We start from the raw sequence: 17,906 nt of genomic DNA on the forward strand, positions 1-17,906 counted from the left end.
CGCCCTTCGCTCAATTCGTCGTGACGGAGGCGACCGGGGCCGCTCCGTTCTTCTCATCCATGCCGGTCGTGCCGTCGTCGTCCCCGTTCGAGGCTCCCCGGCTGATGACCTGCCCTTGGAAATGCAGGAGGCGCTTTAGCAGCGTTTCGACTCGGTCAGCCGCTCCGCGATCGTTCAGCGCCAGGTGAACGACGTTGTCGCGGCCCAATGCCACAGACAACGTGTCCCGGTCCAGAGGCAAGGTGACGCCTCGCAGACCGGATCCTTCCGCCTCGCTCCCGACCCGCCAGGCCTGGTCGAGCTTGCGCGAGCCGTCCTCGCGCGCGTCGGCGGCATGGGCCAGCCACTCGACCCGGCCCTCACGCGCGTTCTGCGCGATGCGGTCCGAGCCCATGAGCAGCCTGCCCGATTTCAGTTCAAGCCCCAGCCGGTCGGTCAGCGCGCGGGAGAGCGCAGCCTCGATCCGATCCGCCAGGTCGTCGGGGATGGTAATGGGCGCGCCCTTGTAGGCCCGCGCCAGTGCTCCCTTAAGTTTGTTCTTCGACACCGCGATTTCAAGGTCTGCGCGAGAAACGCCGATCCACGCGCCGCGCCCGGGGGCACGCGCGTGGATGTCGGGAAGAACCATGCCGTCAGGCGAGATCGCCAAACGGATGAACTCTCCCCGCGCAGCTTTCCCGCCGGAGAGGATGCAAGTCCTCTCCGTGGGGGTGCCTTCGATGTCGGAGCTTACGCGCTCATTGCGAGGAATCCGCATCGGCGGCCTCCTCAATCTGGGGTTCGTCTTCGAACCAGTGCGCGCGGGCCGCCATGATGATCTCGTTGCCCTGCTCTTCGGTCAGGCCGTATTCGCCGAGCACGCCGCCCTTGTCCTCGTCGCGGCCAGCGCGCTTGTTCACCGAACCGTCGCGGCGACGCTGTTCGGTGCGCTTCTTGGCGATGAGTTCGTCGGTCGCGAGGTCCGCGAGATCGTCAAGCGTCTTGATGCCGCCCTTGCCCAGCACGACCAGCATCGCTTCGGTGAGGTGCGGCAGTTCGGCCAGCGCATCCTCGACGCCCAGCGCGCGGCGGGCTTCGCGGTTGGCTTCCTCGCGGCGATCGAGCGCTTCCTGCGCACGGTTCTGCAGTTCTTCGGCCAGCTCTTCGTCGAAGCCTTCGATGTTCGCCAGTTCGGCGGCATCGATATAGGCGACTTCTTCCAGTTCGCTGAAGCCTTCGGCGACCAGCAGCTGCGAGAGCGTCTCGTCGACGTCCAGCTCTTCCTCGAACATCTTCGAGCGCTCGACGAATTCCTTCTGGCGCTTCTCCGAGGATTCCGCCTCGGTCATGATGTCGATCTGCGAGCCAGTCAGCTGCGAGGCCAGACGCACGTTCTGGCCACGGCGACCGATCGCGAGGCTGAGCTGATCGTCAGGCACCACGACTTCGATGCGGCTTTCTTCCTCGTCGATGACGACGCGGCTGACGGTCGCGGGCTGCAGCGCGTTGACCACGAACGTCGCGGTGTCCTCGCTCCAGGGGATGATGTCGATCTTCTCGCCCTGCATTTCCTGCACGACGGCCTGGACGCGGCTGCCCTTCATACCGACGCAGGCGCCGACCGGATCGATCGAGCTGTCGTGGCTGATGACGCCGATCTTGGCGCGCGAGCCCGGATCGCGGGCAGCGGCCTTGATCTCGATGACGCCGTCGTAGATTTCGGGCACTTCCTGCGCGAACAGGCGCTTCATGAAGTCCGGGTGCGCGCGGCTGAGGAAGATCTGCGGACCGCGGTTCTGACGCTCGACGCGCAGGACCAGGGCGCGCACGCGCTCGCCGACGCGGGCGGCTTCGCGGGGGATCTGCTGGTCGCGGCGGATCACGCCCTCGGCGCGGCCGAGGTTGACGATCACGTGGCCGAACTCGACCGACTTGATGACGCCGGTGATGACTTCGCCGGCGCGGTCCTTGAACTCTTCGTACTGACGGTCACGCTCGGCATCGCGGACCTTCTGGAAGATCACCTGCTTGGCCGACTGCGCGTCGATGCGGCCGAGGTCCACCGGGGGCAGCGGGTCGACGATGAAGTCGCCCAGCGCAGCGCCCTTCTGGAGCTTCTCGGCCTGCTTGAGGTCGACCTGCTTGAAGTAGTCCTCGACCTCTTCCACGACTTCGACGACGCGCCACAGGCGCAAGTCGCCGGTACGCGGATCGAGCTTCGCGCGGATGTCGTTCTCGGCGCCGTAACGGTTGCGGGCCGACTTCTGGATGGCTTCTTCCATCGCCTCGATGACGATCGACTTGTCGATCATCTTTTCCGAAGCAACGGAGTTCGCAATCGCGATCAGCTCGGCGCGGTTGGCGGAAATCGCACTGGCCATGACTTAGTCTTCCTGTTCCTCAAGAATGTCGTCCGCGCCGCCAACGATTTCATCTGCACCAGATGTATCCTGCGGGCGGCTTGCTGCGATGAGCCTGTCGGTAAGGATCAGCCTTGCCGACTGAACGTCTGCGAGCGGGAAGGACACGCGGCCGGACTTCTTGTCCTCCAGCGTGACCACTTCGCTTCCTGCCTCACCCTCGATGCCGACGAGGTCGCCGTGCAGGCCCTTGCGGTTGCCTTCGACGGGATTGATCAGGTTGATCTTCGCCTCATGGCCCGCCCAGTTGGCGTAGTCCTTGATGCGGGTGAGCGGACGATCAATGCCCGGCGAGCTGACTTCGAGGCGATAGGCCTCCTCGATCAGCGTCTCGCCCGCTTCCTCCAGCGCATCCATGCGGTCGGAGATGCGGTGCGACAGCGCCGCGCAGTCGTCGAGCACGAGCTGGCCGGTCTTCGGGTCTTCGGCCATGATCTGGAGCGCGATCTCGTCGTCACCGACTTCGCTCTTGCCGAAAATGCGCACGCGCACGAGATCGAAGCCCAGGGCATTGACCTCCGGCTCGATGACTTCGGTAAGGCGTGCGATATCGACCAATCTGGCTTCCGTTTCGTTTGTGCTTGCCGTGTGATGAGCAACGCGGTTTCGCGCCGGCCCCTACCGGCGCCAGCCCGTTCGTTGCTTCACCAATTACGGGATGACGGCCAGATAGGCGCGATTCTGGAAAAATGCAAGGGGAGAAGGGTCAGTACCCGGAGATGAGCATGTCGAGGGCATTGCCGATCGTGAGATCGTGTTCATGGAGCGAAGTCACCCGAATCCGTAACTCGGTCAGAGGAACGGACCCCATGAACTGTGTCGTCATGACGAACGATGCACCTTCGATTTCAAACTTCGGATTAAGTCGCAGAGCCATCCTGGGCGCCTCCTCCTCTGCAAGGAGAGGGGCTACCAGTCGCGTATTCAGTTCGCTCAGCAGGTCCGACTGGCAATCGAGATAATATCCGTTGCCCGCCGCCATGCGGTAGACATCGAACTTGGCCATCAGAAAGGGCGATAGCGGGCCAGCGGAAGACCGTGACGTTCGACATAGGCATTGGACGAAGCGATGGCCTCGGCATTTTCCCGGCGCCAGCGTTCGGCGCGGGTTTCCGCGACCTGTTCGGCAAGACCCCGTTCGCAGGCACTGGATACGTCCACATCCAGAGCGCGCGCCTCATCGAGAAGCGCTGCATCCAGCGAAACGCTGGCAGCCTTGCGGACCACGGGAGCAGAAGCCTTGGACATGCCTGCATCCTACATGCGCAGGCAACGCGCCTCAAAGCATTAAATTTCCGATATCGGACCTAAACCCGCCCCTGATGCAGCCCGTGCTTCTTGAGGCAGTGGCGCAACTGGTCGTAAGTCAGGCCCAGCGCGCTCGCCACCTTGCGCTGGTTCCAGCGCAGGCGCTCCAGCGCAGCCAGCAGCAGGCCGCGCTCGTGCGCCTCGACCGCGTCGCGCAGAGAGGCCGGGGCCTCAGACGGCATTTCCGGCACCGCCGCGCAGGGCAGCGGTGCAGGCACCACCTCCGCCATGGCGCGCAGCCCCCATGCACTGACGAAGGGATCGAACACCACTTCCGCGATCGGCGCAGTCTCATCCCCCCAGCGGTAGACCGCGCGCTCGACCACATTGCGCAGCTCGCGCACGTTGCCGGGCCATTCGTGGGCCTCCAGCGCCTCCATCGCGGCGCCCGAGAAGCCGGGGAAGCGACCCCACTCCAGCTCGCTGGCCATGCGGCGGCCATAGTAGTCGGCCAGTTCAGCGACGTCGCCTTCGCGCGCGCGCAGCGGCGGCAGGGTGATGACCTCGAAGCTCAGGCGGTCGAGCAGGTCGGCGCGGAAGGTGCCCTCGGCCGCCATGCGCGGGAGGTCGGCGTTGGTGGCGGCGACGATGCGCACGTCCACCGTCACCGCGCGCGAGGAACCGATGCGCACGACCTCGCCATATTCGATCGCGCGCAGCAGGCGCTCCTGCGCCGCCATCGACAGGTTGCCCAGTTCGTCGAGGAACAGGGTGCCCCGGTCCGCCTCCTCGAAGCGCCCTGCCCTTGCCCGTGTGGCCCCGGTGAAGGCGCCCGCTTCGTGGCCGAACAGTTCGGCTTCGATCAGCGTCTCGGGCAGCGCGGCGCAGTTGAGGGTCACCAGCGGCTCACCCCAGCGCGGCGAGAGGTGGTGCAGGCGCTGGGCGATCAGTTCCTTGCCGGTCCCGCGCTCGCCGATGACGAGGACCGGGCGGCGCACGGCGGCGGCGCGGCTGGCCCGCTCGACCGCATCGAGGAAGGCAGAGGACTGGCCGATGAAATGGGTGTCGCGCTCCATTCCTGAAAGTTAGCGAAATTTCCCATTCATTGGCAATTCATTTTGCGCGCACTTTCGCACGGAAAGATCAAACCATCGGAAATCCGCCATTCGCGCAGTTTGGCACGGGGGTTGCTAATACATCGGCAAGACCAAGTTCAGGACTAGAGGAAACTTCGACATGCTCCCGATCACTGCGAACAGCACCGGCCAGGGACGCTCCACCACCCCGCGTTCGACACTGGCCCGCACCAAGCTCGACTGGGCGATCATCGTCAGCCTTCTGGCGATGGGCGCGCTCAACCTCGTGGCGCTGGCCGACAAGGTTGCGGTGCCCGAGGCGCACGCCGCTTCGGTGCGTTCCTGCGGAGCGCCGCTCGCATGAGCAGGCTCGACGCGGAGATCGAAGTGCTCCAGAATCCCGCCCCGAACGCACACTTCAATACGGGGCGCGCCTACCGCTTCGACGCCGATGACATCCGGGCCACGACGGGTACTTTCACCTCGGGCCGCAGCTTCACCACAGGAACCACCGCCATGGGCATCTTCTCCCGCACCCGCGACATCATCGCCGCCAACTTCAACGACCTGCTCGACAAGGCCGAAGACCCGGCCAAGATGATCCGCCTGATCATCCTCGAGATGGAGGAGACGCTGGTGGAAGTGCGCACCAGTTCGGCCCGCACGATCGCGGACCAGAAGGAACTGCGCCGCCACGTGGGCAAGCTGGACAAGTTGCAGGCCGACTGGAACGACAAGGCGCAGTTGGCGCTGTCCAAGGACCGCGAGGACCTTGCCCGCGCCGCGCTGATGGAGCGCAAGAAGGCCGCCGACATGGCCGAGCAGCTCTCGGCCGAGATCCTGGTGCTCGACGACGCGCTGCGCGCCTACGAGGCCGACATCGAGAAGCTGCAGACCCGCCTGCGCGAGGCCCGCAGCCGCCAGTCGTCCATCGCGGCCCGCTTGCAGAGCGCGGAAAACAGGGTCAAGCTGCGCACGCTGCTGGCGAACGAGCGCGTGGACGAAGCCATGGCCCGGTTCGACCAGCTGGAGCGCCGCGTCGACTACGCGGAAGGCCGCGCCGAGGCCATGAGCCTCTCCGACCGCCGCCAGCCGACGCTCGCCGAGGAAATCGCGGCCTTGGCCGATGGCGACTCGATCGACGCGGAACTCGCGGAGATGAAGCGCCAGATGGCCGACAAGCAACAGTAAGACATTCGAGGGAAGGGAAAACAAGCAATGTCTCGCGGACAATTCTATCTCGACAAGTCGAACGCCAAGATCTCGGGCGTGTGCTCGGGGATCGCGGACTACACCGGCGTCGATGCGCTGTGGATCCGGCTGGGCGCCGTGCTGCTGCTGTTCGCCGGGTTTCCGATCGTGATCGCCATCTACTTCGGCGTGGCCTGGCTGGCAGACAGCCGCCCGATGGGCCTCTATTCCGAGGACGAGGAAATGCGCCTGCTGCGCCGCATGGAACGCCGCCGCGCCCGCAAGGGGCTGACGAGCGGGGGGCTGAATTTCAGCCAGCCCTCCACCTCCAGCCGCCTGCGCACCGACTTGTCCGACATGGACCGCCGGATCGCGGACATGGAAGCACACTATTCGAACAGCAACTCGCGCCTTGCGGCCGAGATCGACTCGCTGCGCTGACACGCAGCCATCCGGGCAACAGGGACACGACGACATGGAAGACGCAATCTGGGTGCTGATCCCGCTCGCACCGTTCATCATGGGCGGCTTCGCGATCTGGACCAAGCACCAGCGCAAGCTCGCCGAACTGCAGATCGAGGCGACCGCAGAAAAGGCCGCGCAATACGCCTCGCACAGCCGCGAACTCGAAGAGCGCGTGCGGGTGCTGGAGCGGATCATCACCGACGGCGCCTATGACACCGCCCTCCAGATCGAGGCGCTGCGGGACCGGCGCGAGGTCGAAAGCGCCCGCACGGCCGAGCCCAAGATCAACTGAGGAGACCGCCATGCAATGGGGTGGACCGGACTTCGTCCTCGTCATCGTCGGCATCTGTACCGGCGGCTGGGTGCTCAACAACTGGATCCGCGCGCGCCACGGCTATGCGCTGGAGGACGAATGGGGCGGCAAGACCGAGCGTACGGATCACGCCGCTGGGGCGCGACTGGCTGAGGAAAACGCGCAGCTGCGCGCCCGGCTGGAAGCGCTGGAGAGCCGCACCGCCAGCCTCGAAACCATCGTCACCGATACCGGATACACGACCGCCGCGCAGATAGAGAGCCTGCGCGCGCCCGAACAGAAAGTCACCGCCCGATGAGACCCGGCGATTTCTTGAGCCTGTGCGCTGTCATGATCACCATAATCACGGTCTTCGCGATCCTGGCCGGCGCCTACAAGCGCCGCCTGGCCTTCCTCGAGCGCAAGCTGGAGATCACCGTCGGCGCGACCGCCGAAAAGGCCGCGCAGTACGCAGCGCAAAACAGCACGCTTGAAAATCGCGTGCGGGTGCTGGAAAGAATCATCACCGACGGCGGCAGCGGCCACGACATCGCGCTCCAGATCGAAGCGCTTCGAGGCGAGGACGCAGGCGACGGCGATAGGGTGAAGGTGACCAAGCAATGAGTTTCTGGACTGCCGTAGTCGTTCTTTTCGCCATCGGCTGCGTGACCTGGCTCAAATCGCAGCGCTACCGCGCGCTGGGCGACAAGCGATCGCGCGCCGCGAGCGGCGATTACGATCACACCGCCCGCGAGCACGAACTGGAGCGTGAAGTCGAGGCCATGCGCAAGCGCATCGCAGTCCTCGAACGCATCGCCACCGACGAACGGCGCGGCAAGGATCTGGCGCGCGAGATCGACGCCCTGCGCGATTGACATTTATCGCCAAATAGGTTATGTGGCCCGACATCCGATCCGGCGATGATCACGCCGGAAAGGTGTATCGGGTCGGCGTCGTGGGCCGGGATGCGGTTTCAAGCCGTGATCACGCACCCCACGCGTCCGTTCGAAGACCCGGTGTGTCTCTGAGCTACCGGAAAAGCCGTCCATACGATCCTGCGAAACATCGCCGGACTTGGGACGACCATCCCGGATAGCCATCGGCCGATAACGACGCGAGCCCTAACGACGGCCACATGGGACACTCCGATGGAATAGAGGTCGAGCCGGGCTGCCCGCAGCTACCCGGCCGTTCGCCAGAGTGAGCGGAACACAAACCCCCGCGTCCCGGTGAGGACGCCCCCGGCGCCGACCCGATGTTCTCGGATGCGTTGATCTTCCCCCGGCGTTAGGCCCGCACTCGCCAGCGGGCATTGTCGTATGTGCAGAGTTCAGTTCCTCCCCGAGCTTGCCTCAGGGAGGTGGCGCCGACGCAGTCGGTGACGGAGGGGTAATGCCCTGCCTCTCCCCCTCCACCACCCTTCGGGCGGTCCCCCTCCCCGAGACAAGCTCGGGGAGGAATTCACATTCACGGCACCCGTTTCTCCAGTTCCGCCAGCCACACCGCCGCACTGGCGTCGGATGGCGCACGCCAGTCGCCGCGTGGGCTGAGGGCTCCGGCAGTGGACACCTTCGGGCCATTGGGAATGGCCGAGCGCTTGAACTGGCTGAACGCGAAGAACCGGCCCACGAACTTCTCAAGCCACGAACGGATGACCGGCAGTTCGTAGGCGTTCTTCTTGGCTTCCGGGAAGGCGTGCGGCCATGCCCCCGCCGCCGTGTCGCGCCAGGCGTGCCAGGCGAGGAACGCCACCTTGGACGGCTTCTGCCCAAAGCGCATGACGTGGTGCAGGAAGAAGTCGTTGAGTTCGTAAGGCCCGATCTTCGCCTCGGTGCTCTGGATCGCGCCGTCGGCCCCTGCCGGAACCAGCTCGGGCGAAATTTCCGTGGCGAGGATTGCCAGCAGAATCTCCTCGGTCGAGGCGCTGAACTGGTCGGTCGTGGCGCACCAGCGGATCAGGTACTGGATCAGCGTCTTGGGCACGCCCGCGTTGACCGCGTAGTGGCTCATCTGGTCGCCGACGCCGTAAGTACACCAGCCCAGTGCCAGTTCCGACAAGTCGCCGGTGCCCACCACGAAGCCGCCGTGCTGGCTGGCGAGGCGGAACAGGTAGTCGGTGCGCAGCCCCGCCTGGACGTTCTCGAACGTCACATCGTAGACCGGCTCGCCATTGGCGAAGGCATGGCCGATATCATGGAGCATCGTCGTCGCGGCGGGCCGGATGTCGATCTCCTGCGCGGTGATGCCGACGGCGTCCATCAGCTTCCACGCGTTGGACTTCGTGCCCTCGCTCGTCCCGAAGCCGGGCATCGTGTAGCCCCGGATGAAGCTGCGCGGCAGGCCCAGCCGGTCGCAAGCGCGCGCCGCGACGATCAGCGCATGGGTCGAATCGAGCCCGCCCGAGATGCCGATCACCATCGATTTCGCCTGCGTCGATTCGATGCGGCGCATCAAGCCGTCGACCTGGATGTTGAACGCCTCGTAGCAGTCGGCGTCCAGCCTGTCGGCGCGCGAGGGGACGAACGGGAAGCGGCTGACCGGGCGCACGAGGCCGATGTCGCCACCGGCAGGCGCATGGCGGAACGGTACGGTGCGGAAAGTTTCCTCCGGCTTGCCTGCCACATCCGCCGCATCGTTGAAGGTGGGGCTGCGCAGACGATCCATGACGATGCGGTCGCAGTCCACGTCGGCCACGCACAGTTCCGCTTCCAGCGAGAAACGCTCCGATTCCGCCAGCAGGTCGCCGAGTTCGTAGACGATGCCCTGCCCGTCCCACGCGAGATCGGTCGTGCTTTCGCCGTGTCCCGCCGCGCAGTAGATATAGGCCGCCATCGCGCGCGCCGACTGGGCCCGGCACAGCATGTGACGCTCGTCCGACTTGCCGATGACGATGTTGGAGGCGGACAGGTTGGCCAGGATCGTCGCCCCCGCCATCGCGCCCAGCGACGAAGGCGGCGTCGGCGCCCAGAAGTCCTCGCAGATCTCGACGAAGAAGCGGAAGTTCCTCAGCACCTCGGAGGCGAAGACGAGATCGACGCCGAACGGCACCTCCTGCCCGTTCACGGTGATCGTGGAACCCCGGACGGTCTTGCCGCTCGCGAACCAGCGCTTCTCGTAGAACTCGCGGTAGTTGGGCAGGTAGGACTTGGGCACTACGCCCAGCAGCCTCCCTCCCGCGATCACCAGCGCGCAGTTGTAGAGCCGCCCCTTCCTCTCCAGCGCGGCGCCGACCAGCAGCACCGGCGAGAGGTCGGCGCTGGCATTGACGATCTCAGCCACCGCGGCCTCGACCGCCTCGATCATCGCGCCCTGCAGGTGCAGGTCGTCGATGGCGTAGGAGGACAGGCTGAGTTCGGGGAAGACGAGCAGGTCGACATGCGCCGCATGGGCCCGGCGCGCTTCGGCAAGGATCGCGTCGCGGTTGGCGGCGACGTCGGCGGTCTTCACGCGCGGGGTCGAGGTGGCGACGCGGACGAAGCCATGCTCGTGCATGGAGTAGAACGGGTGGCTGGTGTCGGTCATCGGCATTCCTCGAATTCGTCGTCCCGGACTTGATCCGGGACCGCTGGCCGTGAACAGCCCTTCTCTCGGCAGGGCGCCCTGCACGATGAAGCTCACCTAAAGACCGCCAGCGGTCCCGGATCAAGTCCGGGACGACGGTTGGCCTTTGCGAAATGTTCGCAATATCCTCTTGCCCTCGCCGCGCCCGCCTCTAAATGCCGGGTCTATGCGTGACCTGGACGATATCCGCGAAGAGTATGAATTCCTCGATGGCGACGAACGCTATCGCCTCCTGATCGAACTGGGGCGCGAACTGGACGATATGCCCGACGCGCTGAAGACCGACGCCACCAAGGTGCGCGGTTGCTCCGCCAGCGTCTGGGTCTATCCCATGGCGCGCGAGGACGGCACCCTGCACTTCCTGGCGGACAGCAACGCGGCGATCACCAAGGGCATCGTCTCGCTAGTGATCGCGGCGGTGCAGGACAAGCCTGCCGCAACGGTGGCCGCGACCGACATTGCGGCGGCGCTCGAACCGTTCGACTTGCGCAACCAGCTATCGTCCAACCGGACCCAAGGCGTGCCCAACATGATCGCGCTGATCCGGGAAACTGCCGCGCGATATGCCCAGGGCTAGGAAATATCTCTGGATCGCGACGGGGGTGATCCTCGTCGGGATCGGCACGCTGGGCATCTTCCTGCCGCTGCTGCCGACGACGATCTTCTGGATTCTCGCGGCCGGATGCTTCTCGAAGAGCCACCCGGAATGGGCGGAGCGGCTCTATCAACACCCGAAATACGGCCGCCACTTGCGCGAATGGCGCGACCGGCGGGCGATCAGCCGCAAGGGCAAGATCGCGGCGATCTCGACCATGGGCCTGAGCGTCGCGATCGTATGGTTCACCGCTGGCGAGATGTGGGCGCTGATCCCCCTCGCGGTGCTGGCGACGATCGGGACGTGGATCTGGACGCGGGCGGAATAAATCCTCCCTGAGCTTGCTCGGGGAGGGGGACCGCCGGCGCAGCGGGTGGTGGAGGGGGAGAAGACCCCTCCGTCAGCCCTGCGGGCTGCCACCTCCCCATTCCTGCGGAACAGGGAGGATAGACCTAGTCCACCGCCTCGCGCAGCACGGCGATGCCCTGTTCGCGCTGCGCCCGCAGTTCCCGCTTGAGCACCGCCGGATCGCGCGCGACGACGAAGCCGAAGCTGACGCCGCCTTCCTTGCCGATGGTCGCATGGTGCAGCTTGTGCGCCTGCACCAGCCGCTTGGCATAGCCGCGCTTGGGCACCCACCGGAAATAGCGCTGGTGGACGAGGCCGTCGTGGATCAGCGTGTAGATCACGCCGTAGACCAGCACGCCCAGTCCGATCCACGTCCCCGGCCACCACGCTCGCTCCCCCATCACCAGCGGCGAGCCCAGCGCGAACATCGAGATGCTGATCGCCGCACCGAACACGGCATAGAGGTCGTTCTTCTCCAGCATCTTGTCGTGCGGCTCATGATGGTCGCGGTGCCAGGCCCAGCCGAAGCCATGCATGATGTACTTGTGGCTCGACCACGCGACGAACTCCATCGCGGCGGCGGAGGCAAGGACGATCAGGACGGCGGCAAAAGCGGACATAGGGGGCTTATAGGCTCCCGCGACACTCTCTTACAATCGCACACACCCTTGCGACGGGTCATCTATCTGGCGTTCAGTTTCACAAGTCTAATCCTGAATGCATCGGAAGCGACCTTCCGAAAACAGTTTCCAGCAAGGAGTGCGACCCATGCGTCAGTTCACCAAGTTCATCGCCCCCGCCCTGATCGCCGTCACCGGCCTCGGCGCCATCGCCCCAGGCATCGCCGAGGCCGCGCCGAACCGCCACGTCCAGGCAGCCCGCCACTACGACATTCGCTCCGACATCCAGGGCCTGCGCGCCAATATCGACCGCGCCGCCGCCCGCCGGACGATCTCGCAGCGCGAAGCCACGGGCCTGCGCCGCGACGTCGTCGATATCCAGCGCCTCTACGGCCAGTATTCGCGCGGCGGCCTCTCCGCGCAGGAGACCCGCATCCTCGGCAACCGCGTCAACAAGGTCTACGCCTCGCTGCGGATGGAGCGCCACGATTACGACCGCCGCCGCGGCTGATCGGCGACCGGGAATGCCACGTAGCGGATTGACCCAGCAGCCTTTGCCGTAGCCCGCGGTTTCCTTCCCGGCAGAACAATCCCCCCACACAGGAATCCCCCCATGAACAAGCTGACCAAGATCATCGCCCCGGCCCTCGTCGCGTTGCTCGGCGGCGCCTCGCTGGCCCCCGCCGTCGCCGAGGCCGCACCCTACCACCACGCCCAGAGCGCCCATGCGCGCAGCAGCCACCACGCCCCGCCGCGCTACGTGAAGCATCACCGTCCCGCGCAGCACCACACCTGGCGTAACGACCGCCGCCATCACGACAACGGCCACCATCGTTCGCGCTACGATCGCCACCACCGCTAACAGAACCGGGCGGGTCCCCCCTCGCCCGCCCCGTTCCTCCCGAACGCGCCCGGCTGCAAGGACCGGGCGCGTTTCGCATGAACGTGCGAGAGCCTCGCGGCAGCAACGATCGGTCGTCAGATATATCCGGATTGAATGAAAGTTTCATCCGAACGGCGGCACGAATCGCCCTGCCCCTTGAATTTCGCGAGGGTGGGGCCTAATCGCGCCTGATCATGACAAACGCACCCCGCACCCTCTACCAGAAGATCTGGGACGCCCACGTCGTCGATAGACGCGACGACGGCACCTGCCTCATCTACATCGACCGGCACATCGTCCACGAAGTGACGAGCCCGCAGGCTTTCGAGAGCCTTCGCGCCGCCGGTCGCCCGGTGCGTCGCCCCGATCTTACGCTCGCGGTGCCTGACCATAACCTGCCCACCACCGCGCGCCGCGACGCGAACGGCAACCGCGTGCCGATCGCCGATCCGCAGAGCGCCCAGCAGCTCGACATGCTGGAGAAGAACGCGCCTTCGTTCGGCATCCGCTACATCGGTGACGCCGATCCGGAACAGGGCATCGTCCACGTCGTCGGCCCCGAGCAGGGCTTCTCGCTGCCCGGCGCCACCATCGTCTGCGGTGACAGCCACACCGCCTGCAACGGCGGGCTGGGCGCGCTGGCCTTCGGCATCGGCACCTCCGAGGTCGAGCACGTGCTGGCCACCCAGACGCTGCTGCTCAAGCAGTCGAAGACCTTCGAGGTCCGCGTCGAGGGCACGCTCGGCGCCGGGGTCACCCCGAAGGACGTGATCCTGCACGTCATCGGCGTCATCGGCACCGCCGGCGGCACCGGCTACGTGATCGAGTACACCGGCAACGTCTTCCGCGAGATGTCGGTCGAAGGCCGCCTGACCGTGTCGAACATGTCGATCGAGGGAGGCGCCCGCGCAGGGCTCGTCGCACCGGACGAGACGACTTTCGCCTACGTCAAGGGCCGGCCCTACGCGCCCAAGGGCGCGGACTGGGACAAGGCCGTCGCCTGGTGGAAGAGCCTGGCGACCGACGAGGGCGCGACGTACGACAAGTCCGTGTTCATCCGCGCCGAGGACATCCAGCCGACGATCACCTGGGGCACCAGCCCCGAGGATACTTCCGCGATCGGCGGCGTCGTCCCCAGCCCTGAGGACTTCGCCGACGCCTCCAAGCGCGACGCGGTCAGGCACAGCCTCGACTACATGGGCCTGACGCCCGGCACCAAGCTGACCGACGTGGAAGTGCAGAACATCTTCATCGGCAGCTGCACCAACAGCCGCATCGAGGACATCCGCGCCGCCGCGCAAGTGCTCAAGGGCCGCCACAAGGCCGACAACGTGAAGTGGGCGATCGTCGTCCCCGGATCGGGCCTGGTCAAGGCGCAGGCCGAGGCCGAAGGTCTGGACAGGATCATCATCGATGCGGGTCTGGAATGGCGCGAGCCGGGCTGTTCGGCCTGCCTTGCGATGAACCCGGACAAGGTTCCGGCGGGCGAGCGCTGCGCCTCCACCAGCAACCGCAACTTCACCGGCCGCCAGGGCCCGGGTGCCCGCACCCACCTGATGAGCCCCGCCATGGCCGCCGCCGCCGCCGTCACCGGCAAGCTGACCGACGTGCGCGATCTGGCGCCCGTGACCGAACCGGCCTGAACTGATAAGGTAATCCCATGTCCAACGACTCCGACAACTCGCTCGCAGGCCGCGCCGCCATCGCCGCCGGTGCCGCCATCGGTTCGGCCGCCATCGCCGCCGCCCTGCTCTTCGTGAAGCGCCGCAAGGACAAGAAGGCGCAGGATGCGCAGCCGCCCAAGACCGACACGGCGCCGCACTACCCGGCCGAGACGGACTGATGCAGGCGATCAACCACGTCGCCGGCAAGGCGATTCCCTTCGGCCGCAAGAACGTCGACACCGACGTCATCATCCCGGCGCACTGGCTCAAGACGATCACGCGCGAAGGCCTCGGCAAGGGCGCGTTCGAATCGGTCAAGCTGGAAGAAGGCAACGTCTTCACCGACCCGGCCAACGCTGGCGCGCCGATCCTGATCGCGGGCGACAACTTCGGCTGCGGCTCCAGCCGTGAACACGCCGCCTGGGCGCTGCTCGACATGGGCGTGACTTGCGTGATCGCGCCCAGCTTCTCGGACATCTTCTCGGGCAACGCCTTCAAGAACGGCATCCTGACCGTGGCCCTGCCGCAGGAAGCGATCGACCGGCTGATGGAAGTGGCGCTGACCGATCCCATCGACATCGACCTCGATACCCAGTCGGTGACGACGCCGTTCCAGGACCGCTTCCCCTTCGAGATCGACGCTTTCCGCAAGCACTGCCTGCTGAACGGCCTCGACGAAGTGGGCCTGACGATGGCGCAGGGCGACACGATCGCGACGTACGAGGGCAAGGCGCGCGAAGCGCTGCCGTTCCTGGCAAGCCCGGTACTGGCGGGCTGACCCTTCGACAGGCTCAGGGGGAGCGGGGGTGGTGCAGGCATCACAACACCGCACCGGCTGAGCTTGTCGAAGCCCCACCGATCATGCGCGCGCCTTCTCCTGTAGGTCGCTATTGCGAATCAAGGATTGCCCTGCGCCCCGGCGTTCCCTATCGGCAGGGATGACGTTTCACCCCGAGGTTGACCGATGATGAGTTTCCAGCACGGTTCCGGCCCCGAACACGAGGCCGACACGTTGTTCCGCATCCAGGCGCGCCGCAACCGCCTCCTCGGCGAATGGGCGGCCGCGCGCATGAAGCTGTCGCAGGCCGAGACCGACGCCTATGCGAAAGCCGTCGTCCAGGCCGACTTCGAGGAAGCGGGCGACGAGGACGTCATCCGCAAGCTGCTGGGCGACATCACCGCCGCCGGCGTCGAGACCACCGAAGCCGAGGTCCGCGCCGCCCTTTCGGACAAGCAGGCCGAAGCGCGCCGCCAGTTCCTCGGCTGATTCCGAGGCCAAGGATACATAGAATGGGCATGACCGCCACCGAGATCGAGACCATGATCCGCGCCGCGCTGCCGGATGCGGAGGTCACGATCACCGACCTCGCCGGTGACAACGATCACTACGCCGCGCACGTCGTCTCCGCCGCTTTCGCCGGCAAGCCCCGCGTCGTCCAGCACAAGCTGGTCTACGAAGCGCTCGGCGGACGCATGGGCGGCGTGCTCCATGCCTTGCAACTCACCACCGCCGTCCCCAACTGACGTCGCAACACTTCCCAAGGGTTTCAAACAATGTCCGACGTCAACGCCCGCATCGGCGACATCGTAAACAGCAATGACGTGGTCCTCTTCATGAAGGGCACCCCGCTGTTCCCGCAGTGCGGCTTCTCCAGCCGCGCGATCGCCATCCTCGAACACCTCGGCGTCCCCTACGAGACGGTCGACGTGCTGCAGGACATGGAAATCCGCCAGGGCATCAAGGCCTTTTCCGAATGGCCGACGATCCCCCAGCTCTACGTCAAGGGCGAGTTCCTGGGCGGCAGCGACATCATGATGGAAATGTACGAGGCCGGAGAGCTGCACCAGCTCATGGCCGACAGCGGCATCGCCGCTCAGGGCTGACCCCCGCATCACTGCGCATGAACGAAGGCCCGGGAAGCGATTCCCGGGCTTTTTCGCGCTCGCCGTCATTCATGGCGCATGCGCCGGGCCGACGGGAAAATTGCCGATGCTGTCAGGGAGAACCCCGGGGAGGCGGGGCCGGGAGACTGTCCGGCCCCGCCTCTGTCGAGACTGCTTCTCGGGGTACGATACACCTAAAGCATGCCTCGTGCCAGTTTCGATTTTCCCTGCAATTCAGCCATTTCCTTCGCGCGGCCGTCAGCAAGACCGTCAGCAACTGTAAAACCTGCCGACACCGCGACCATCGCCCCCGCGGCGCATGACGGTCGATTTCCCCTTGCTCCGTCCCGTACAGCGGGCAACATCCCGAGGATGACCATTCTGCCTCCGTCGGACCAGCCGATGCCCGCCGAGGGCCCGGCCGTGGTGCCCGCTGCCACTCTCGTCGTGTTCCGCCATGCCGCCGCCGGCGGGGCTCCCGAACTGCTGATGCTGCAGCGATCCGACGGCATGCGCTTCGCGGGCGGCGCCGCCGTCTTCCCCGGCGGCCGCGTCGATCCCGCCGACCGCGAACTGGCGCAGCGCCTGATGCCGGATGAACCGCACGAGATCGCCGCGGCCCGTGTCGCCGCCATCCGCGAGACGCTGGAGGAGAGCGGCCTGATGATCGCCACCCGCCAGCCCGTCGCCGCCCGCGAGGCCGCCGAGGCGCGCGCCCTGCTGCTGGAAACCGGCCGTCTCGACACCGTGCTCGATCGCTTCGGCTGGCAGCTGGACCCGCAGGCGCTGACTTTCTTCGCGCACTGGTGCCCCGTGTGGGACAAGGCCTTCGACACGCGCTTCTTCGTCACCGACATCGGCACCGGCGCGGTGGACGTGACGGTCGATGCGACCGAGAATTCGCACCTGTTCTGGGTCAGCGCCGCAGAGGCGCTGGCCATGGCCGACCGCGGGGAGATCTCGGTGATCTTCCCCACCCGCCGCAACCTCGAACGGCTGGCACGATATGCCGGCCACGACGAGGCGCTGGCCGACATCGCCGCGCATCCCGTCGCGCGCATCTCCCCCCGGACCGAGATGCGCGAGGAGGTCGAGTGGCTGGTGATCGCGGATGGGCACGGCTACCCCGTGCTCGGCCAGCCCCGGGCGACCGCACGGCGGGGCTGAACGCCCGGATACCGCCGGTTCAGGCCCGGCTGTGCTCCGGGGCATGGGTTGCGGCTATATGTTCCAGCACCGGGCCGTAGAGGGGACGGTCGAACTCCACCCCCGCAAGATCGCTGGTCACCCAGCGCACGACGCCGGACATGCCTTCGAGCCCCTTGGGCCGCACGATCAGCCGGGCTCCGACGCGGAAGTAGATCCCGCGCATGCGCAGGCAGCAGCCCTCGGCCGAGATGTCGGAAATCTCGCCGTCGTCCCTCAGGCCGCTCTGCGTGCGGCACTGGACCGCCAACGCCACGGGGCGTCGCTGCGAACGTCGGGGAAGAACGGTGCGGGTCATGAGGAGGAGAATACGACCGAACGGTTTATTATGGCTTAAGCAAATGGCGCGCCCGACAGGGTTCGAACCTGTGACCCCAAGCTTAGAAGGCTCGTGCTCTATCCAGCTGAGCTACGGGCGCGCGCCCGGTTCCCATAGCGTGCTTGCGGCCGCGCGCAAACCGCCCAGGCGCGCAA

General features: G+C 66.2%; 27 protein-coding genes and 1 tRNA gene. 18 read left to right on the plus strand and 10 right to left on the minus strand.

Annotated features, from left to right (window positions below):
- Nucleotides 1-10: 10 nt before the first annotated feature.
- The 6 genes from V2S85_RS12640 to pspF form a co-directional block, all read right to left on the minus strand.
- The gene (locus V2S85_RS12640) at nt 11-757 is read right to left on the minus strand and encodes a DUF448 domain-containing protein (protein WP_330703215.1); all 747 of its coding nucleotides are present in this window, start codon (nt 755-757) and stop codon (nt 11-13) included.
- On the minus strand, nt 738-2,360 hold the full coding sequence (nusA, locus tag V2S85_RS12645; RefSeq protein WP_330703216.1) for a transcription termination factor NusA: 1,623 nt from the start codon (nt 2,358-2,360) through the stop codon (nt 738-740). Before nusA ends, V2S85_RS12640 begins: the two co-directional genes overlap by 20 nt.
- Nucleotides 2,361-2,363: 3 nt before the next feature.
- Nucleotides 2,364-2,957 carry a ribosome maturation protein RimP gene (gene rimP, locus V2S85_RS12650; protein ID WP_330703217.1) on the minus strand — a complete coding sequence of 198 codons (594 nt, stop codon included), beginning with the start codon at nt 2,955-2,957 and terminating at the stop codon, nt 2,364-2,366.
- A 148-nt stretch (nt 2,958-3,105) separates the two neighbouring features.
- Nucleotides 3,106-3,405: a CcdB family protein gene (locus V2S85_RS12655; RefSeq protein WP_330703218.1), complete on the minus strand. Its 300-nt coding sequence runs from the start codon at nt 3,403-3,405 to the stop codon at nt 3,106-3,108.
- Complete coding sequence (locus V2S85_RS12660; RefSeq protein ID WP_036530234.1) at nt 3,405-3,647, minus strand: type II toxin-antitoxin system CcdA family antitoxin; 243 nt, start codon at nt 3,645-3,647, stop codon at nt 3,405-3,407. The genes V2S85_RS12655 and V2S85_RS12660 overlap by 1 nt, the downstream gene beginning before the upstream one ends.
- A gap of 59 nt (nt 3,648-3,706) precedes the next feature.
- Nucleotides 3,707-4,723 (minus strand): phage shock protein operon transcriptional activator, encoded by a 1,017-nt coding sequence (pspF, locus tag V2S85_RS12665; RefSeq protein ID WP_330703219.1) that lies wholly within the window; start codon nt 4,721-4,723, stop codon nt 3,707-3,709.
- A gap of 160 nt (nt 4,724-4,883) precedes the next feature.
- On the opposite strand from pspF, the gene V2S85_RS12670 reads away from it, so the two are divergent.
- Genes V2S85_RS12670 through V2S85_RS12700 form a run of 7 tightly spaced genes read left to right on the plus strand, consistent with a single transcriptional unit; the run spans nt 4,884 to nt 7,546 of the window.
- A complete protein-coding gene (locus V2S85_RS12670) occupies nt 4,884-5,087 on the plus strand; it encodes a hypothetical protein (RefSeq protein WP_330703220.1) in 204 nt (67 codons plus the stop codon).
- On the plus strand, nt 5,084-5,914 hold the full coding sequence (gene pspA / locus V2S85_RS12675) for a phage shock protein PspA (protein ID WP_330703221.1): 831 nt from the start codon (nt 5,084-5,086) through the stop codon (nt 5,912-5,914). Before V2S85_RS12670 ends, pspA begins: the two co-directional genes overlap by 4 nt.
- A gap of 27 nt (nt 5,915-5,941) precedes the next feature.
- Entirely contained in the window at nt 5,942-6,355 is a 414-nt protein-coding gene (locus V2S85_RS12680; protein ID WP_271181916.1) for a PspC domain-containing protein, read from the plus strand.
- 34 nt (nt 6,356-6,389) lie between these two features.
- Nucleotides 6,390-6,671 (plus strand): hypothetical protein, encoded by a 282-nt coding sequence (locus V2S85_RS12685; protein ID WP_330703222.1) that lies wholly within the window; start codon nt 6,390-6,392, stop codon nt 6,669-6,671.
- A gap of 10 nt (nt 6,672-6,681) precedes the next feature.
- Nucleotides 6,682-6,990, plus strand: coding sequence for a hypothetical protein (locus V2S85_RS12690; RefSeq protein WP_330703223.1), 309 nt, complete (start codon nt 6,682-6,684; stop codon nt 6,988-6,990).
- A gap of 14 nt (nt 6,991-7,004) precedes the next feature.
- Complete coding sequence (locus V2S85_RS12695) at nt 7,005-7,295, plus strand: hypothetical protein (protein WP_419198194.1); 291 nt, start codon at nt 7,005-7,007, stop codon at nt 7,293-7,295.
- Entirely contained in the window at nt 7,292-7,546 is a 255-nt protein-coding gene (locus V2S85_RS12700) for a hypothetical protein (RefSeq protein ID WP_211149786.1), read from the plus strand. The genes V2S85_RS12695 and V2S85_RS12700 overlap by 4 nt, the downstream gene beginning before the upstream one ends.
- A gap of 592 nt (nt 7,547-8,138) precedes the next feature.
- Here V2S85_RS12700 and V2S85_RS12705 read toward each other — a convergent pair.
- On the minus strand, nt 8,139-10,199 hold the full coding sequence (locus V2S85_RS12705) for an NAD(+) synthase (RefSeq protein WP_419198195.1): 2,061 nt from the start codon (nt 10,197-10,199) through the stop codon (nt 8,139-8,141).
- A 199-nt stretch (nt 10,200-10,398) separates the two neighbouring features.
- Here V2S85_RS12705 and V2S85_RS12710 point away from each other — a divergent pair, with 199 nt between their 5' ends.
- Complete coding sequence (locus V2S85_RS12710) at nt 10,399-10,809, plus strand: SufE family protein (RefSeq protein WP_330703225.1); 411 nt, start codon at nt 10,399-10,401, stop codon at nt 10,807-10,809.
- Entirely contained in the window at nt 10,796-11,155 is a 360-nt protein-coding gene (locus V2S85_RS12715) for a YbaN family protein (RefSeq protein WP_330703226.1), read from the plus strand. Before V2S85_RS12710 ends, V2S85_RS12715 begins: the two co-directional genes overlap by 14 nt.
- A 124-nt stretch (nt 11,156-11,279) precedes the next feature.
- Here V2S85_RS12715 and V2S85_RS12720 read toward each other — a convergent pair whose 3' ends face one another.
- The gene (locus V2S85_RS12720; RefSeq protein WP_330703227.1) at nt 11,280-11,795 is read right to left on the minus strand and encodes a sterol desaturase family protein; all 516 of its coding nucleotides are present in this window, start codon (nt 11,793-11,795) and stop codon (nt 11,280-11,282) included.
- Nucleotides 11,796-11,943: 148 nt separating this feature from the next.
- Between V2S85_RS12720 and V2S85_RS12725 the strand changes: the two genes are divergently transcribed.
- The 9 genes from V2S85_RS12725 to V2S85_RS12765 all read left to right on the plus strand — a co-directional run bounded on the left by V2S85_RS12725 (nt 11,944) and on the right by V2S85_RS12765 (nt 17,393).
- Nucleotides 11,944-12,306 (plus strand): hypothetical protein, encoded by a 363-nt coding sequence (locus tag V2S85_RS12725; protein WP_285021237.1) that lies wholly within the window; start codon nt 11,944-11,946, stop codon nt 12,304-12,306.
- Nucleotides 12,307-12,408: 102 nt separating this feature from the next.
- Nucleotides 12,409-12,657 carry a hypothetical protein gene (locus tag V2S85_RS12730; protein ID WP_330703228.1) on the plus strand — a complete coding sequence of 83 codons (249 nt, stop codon included), beginning with the start codon at nt 12,409-12,411 and terminating at the stop codon, nt 12,655-12,657.
- 215 nt (nt 12,658-12,872) lie between these two features.
- Complete coding sequence (gene leuC, locus V2S85_RS12735) at nt 12,873-14,321, plus strand: 3-isopropylmalate dehydratase large subunit (RefSeq protein WP_330703229.1); 1,449 nt, start codon at nt 12,873-12,875, stop codon at nt 14,319-14,321.
- A gap of 17 nt (nt 14,322-14,338) precedes the next feature.
- A complete protein-coding gene (locus V2S85_RS12740) occupies nt 14,339-14,521 on the plus strand; it encodes a hypothetical protein (protein ID WP_330703230.1) in 183 nt (60 codons plus the stop codon).
- Nucleotides 14,521-15,120 (plus strand): 3-isopropylmalate dehydratase small subunit, encoded by a 600-nt coding sequence (gene leuD / locus V2S85_RS12745; RefSeq protein WP_330703231.1) that lies wholly within the window; start codon nt 14,521-14,523, stop codon nt 15,118-15,120. The genes V2S85_RS12740 and leuD overlap by 1 nt, the downstream gene beginning before the upstream one ends.
- Nucleotides 15,121-15,309: 189 nt before the next feature.
- Entirely contained in the window at nt 15,310-15,609 is a 300-nt protein-coding gene (locus V2S85_RS12750) for a DUF1476 domain-containing protein (RefSeq protein ID WP_330703232.1), read from the plus strand.
- A gap of 23 nt (nt 15,610-15,632) precedes the next feature.
- A complete protein-coding gene (locus V2S85_RS12755) occupies nt 15,633-15,866 on the plus strand; it encodes a BolA family transcriptional regulator (protein WP_330703233.1) in 234 nt (77 codons plus the stop codon).
- A 30-nt stretch (nt 15,867-15,896) separates the two neighbouring features.
- Entirely contained in the window at nt 15,897-16,226 is a 330-nt protein-coding gene (gene grxD / locus V2S85_RS12760) for a Grx4 family monothiol glutaredoxin (protein ID WP_330703234.1), read from the plus strand.
- Nucleotides 16,227-16,598: 372 nt separating this feature from the next.
- On the plus strand, nt 16,599-17,393 hold the full coding sequence (locus tag V2S85_RS12765) for an NUDIX hydrolase (protein WP_330703235.1): 795 nt from the start codon (nt 16,599-16,601) through the stop codon (nt 17,391-17,393).
- A 19-nt stretch (nt 17,394-17,412) separates the two neighbouring features.
- Here the strand turns inward: V2S85_RS12765 and V2S85_RS12770 are convergent, their stop codons facing one another.
- Entirely contained in the window at nt 17,413-17,730 is a 318-nt protein-coding gene (locus V2S85_RS12770) for a PilZ domain-containing protein (RefSeq protein ID WP_330703236.1), read from the minus strand.
- A 44-nt stretch (nt 17,731-17,774) separates the two neighbouring features.
- Nucleotides 17,775-17,851: transfer RNA gene (locus tag V2S85_RS12775), tRNA-Arg, on the minus strand.
- Nucleotides 17,852-17,906: the final 55 nt, after the last annotated feature.

The sequence above is a fragment of the Novosphingobium resinovorum genome (assembly GCF_036352595.1).
Taxonomy (GTDB): domain Bacteria; phylum Pseudomonadota; class Alphaproteobacteria; order Sphingomonadales; family Sphingomonadaceae; genus Novosphingobium; species Novosphingobium resinovorum_B.

Excerpts from the sequence above, each read along its gene's own strand:
- V2S85_RS12640 (WP_330703215.1), bottom strand. The coding sequence starts at position 757 with ATGCGGATTCCTCGCAATGAGCGCGTAAGCTCCGACATCGAAGGCACC.
- nusA (WP_330703216.1), bottom strand. The coding sequence starts at position 2,360 with ATGGCCAGTGCGATTTCCGCCAACCGCGCCGAGCTGATCGCGATTGCG.
- V2S85_RS12655 (WP_330703218.1), bottom strand. The coding sequence starts at position 3,405 with ATGGCCAAGTTCGATGTCTACCGCATGGCGGCGGGCAACGGATATTAT.
- V2S85_RS12660 (WP_036530234.1), bottom strand. The coding sequence starts at position 3,647 with ATGTCCAAGGCTTCTGCTCCCGTGGTCCGCAAGGCTGCCAGCGTTTCG.
- pspF (WP_330703219.1), bottom strand. The coding sequence starts at position 4,723 with ATGGAGCGCGACACCCATTTCATCGGCCAGTCCTCTGCCTTCCTCGAT.
- V2S85_RS12670 (WP_330703220.1), top strand. The coding sequence starts at position 4,884 with ATGCTCCCGATCACTGCGAACAGCACCGGCCAGGGACGCTCCACCACC.
- pspA (WP_330703221.1), top strand. The coding sequence starts at position 5,084 with ATGAGCAGGCTCGACGCGGAGATCGAAGTGCTCCAGAATCCCGCCCCG.
- V2S85_RS12680 (WP_271181916.1), top strand. The coding sequence starts at position 5,942 with ATGTCTCGCGGACAATTCTATCTCGACAAGTCGAACGCCAAGATCTCG.
- V2S85_RS12685 (WP_330703222.1), top strand. The coding sequence starts at position 6,390 with ATGGAAGACGCAATCTGGGTGCTGATCCCGCTCGCACCGTTCATCATG.
- V2S85_RS12690 (WP_330703223.1), top strand. The coding sequence starts at position 6,682 with ATGCAATGGGGTGGACCGGACTTCGTCCTCGTCATCGTCGGCATCTGT.
- V2S85_RS12700 (WP_211149786.1), top strand. The coding sequence starts at position 7,292 with ATGAGTTTCTGGACTGCCGTAGTCGTTCTTTTCGCCATCGGCTGCGTG.
- V2S85_RS12705 (WP_419198195.1), bottom strand. The coding sequence starts at position 10,199 with ATGCCGATGACCGACACCAGCCACCCGTTCTACTCCATGCACGAGCAT.
- V2S85_RS12710 (WP_330703225.1), top strand. The coding sequence starts at position 10,399 with ATGCGTGACCTGGACGATATCCGCGAAGAGTATGAATTCCTCGATGGC.
- V2S85_RS12715 (WP_330703226.1), top strand. The coding sequence starts at position 10,796 with ATGCCCAGGGCTAGGAAATATCTCTGGATCGCGACGGGGGTGATCCTC.
- V2S85_RS12720 (WP_330703227.1), bottom strand. The coding sequence starts at position 11,795 with ATGTCCGCTTTTGCCGCCGTCCTGATCGTCCTTGCCTCCGCCGCCGCG.
- V2S85_RS12725 (WP_285021237.1), top strand. The coding sequence starts at position 11,944 with ATGCGTCAGTTCACCAAGTTCATCGCCCCCGCCCTGATCGCCGTCACC.
- V2S85_RS12730 (WP_330703228.1), top strand. The coding sequence starts at position 12,409 with ATGAACAAGCTGACCAAGATCATCGCCCCGGCCCTCGTCGCGTTGCTC.
- leuC (WP_330703229.1), top strand. The coding sequence starts at position 12,873 with ATGACAAACGCACCCCGCACCCTCTACCAGAAGATCTGGGACGCCCAC.
- V2S85_RS12740 (WP_330703230.1), top strand. The coding sequence starts at position 14,339 with ATGTCCAACGACTCCGACAACTCGCTCGCAGGCCGCGCCGCCATCGCC.
- leuD (WP_330703231.1), top strand. The coding sequence starts at position 14,521 with ATGCAGGCGATCAACCACGTCGCCGGCAAGGCGATTCCCTTCGGCCGC.
- V2S85_RS12750 (WP_330703232.1), top strand. The coding sequence starts at position 15,310 with ATGAGTTTCCAGCACGGTTCCGGCCCCGAACACGAGGCCGACACGTTG.
- V2S85_RS12755 (WP_330703233.1), top strand. The coding sequence starts at position 15,633 with ATGGGCATGACCGCCACCGAGATCGAGACCATGATCCGCGCCGCGCTG.
- grxD (WP_330703234.1), top strand. The coding sequence starts at position 15,897 with ATGTCCGACGTCAACGCCCGCATCGGCGACATCGTAAACAGCAATGAC.
- V2S85_RS12765 (WP_330703235.1), top strand. The coding sequence starts at position 16,599 with ATGACCATTCTGCCTCCGTCGGACCAGCCGATGCCCGCCGAGGGCCCG.
- V2S85_RS12770 (WP_330703236.1), bottom strand. The coding sequence starts at position 17,730 with ATGACCCGCACCGTTCTTCCCCGACGTTCGCAGCGACGCCCCGTGGCG.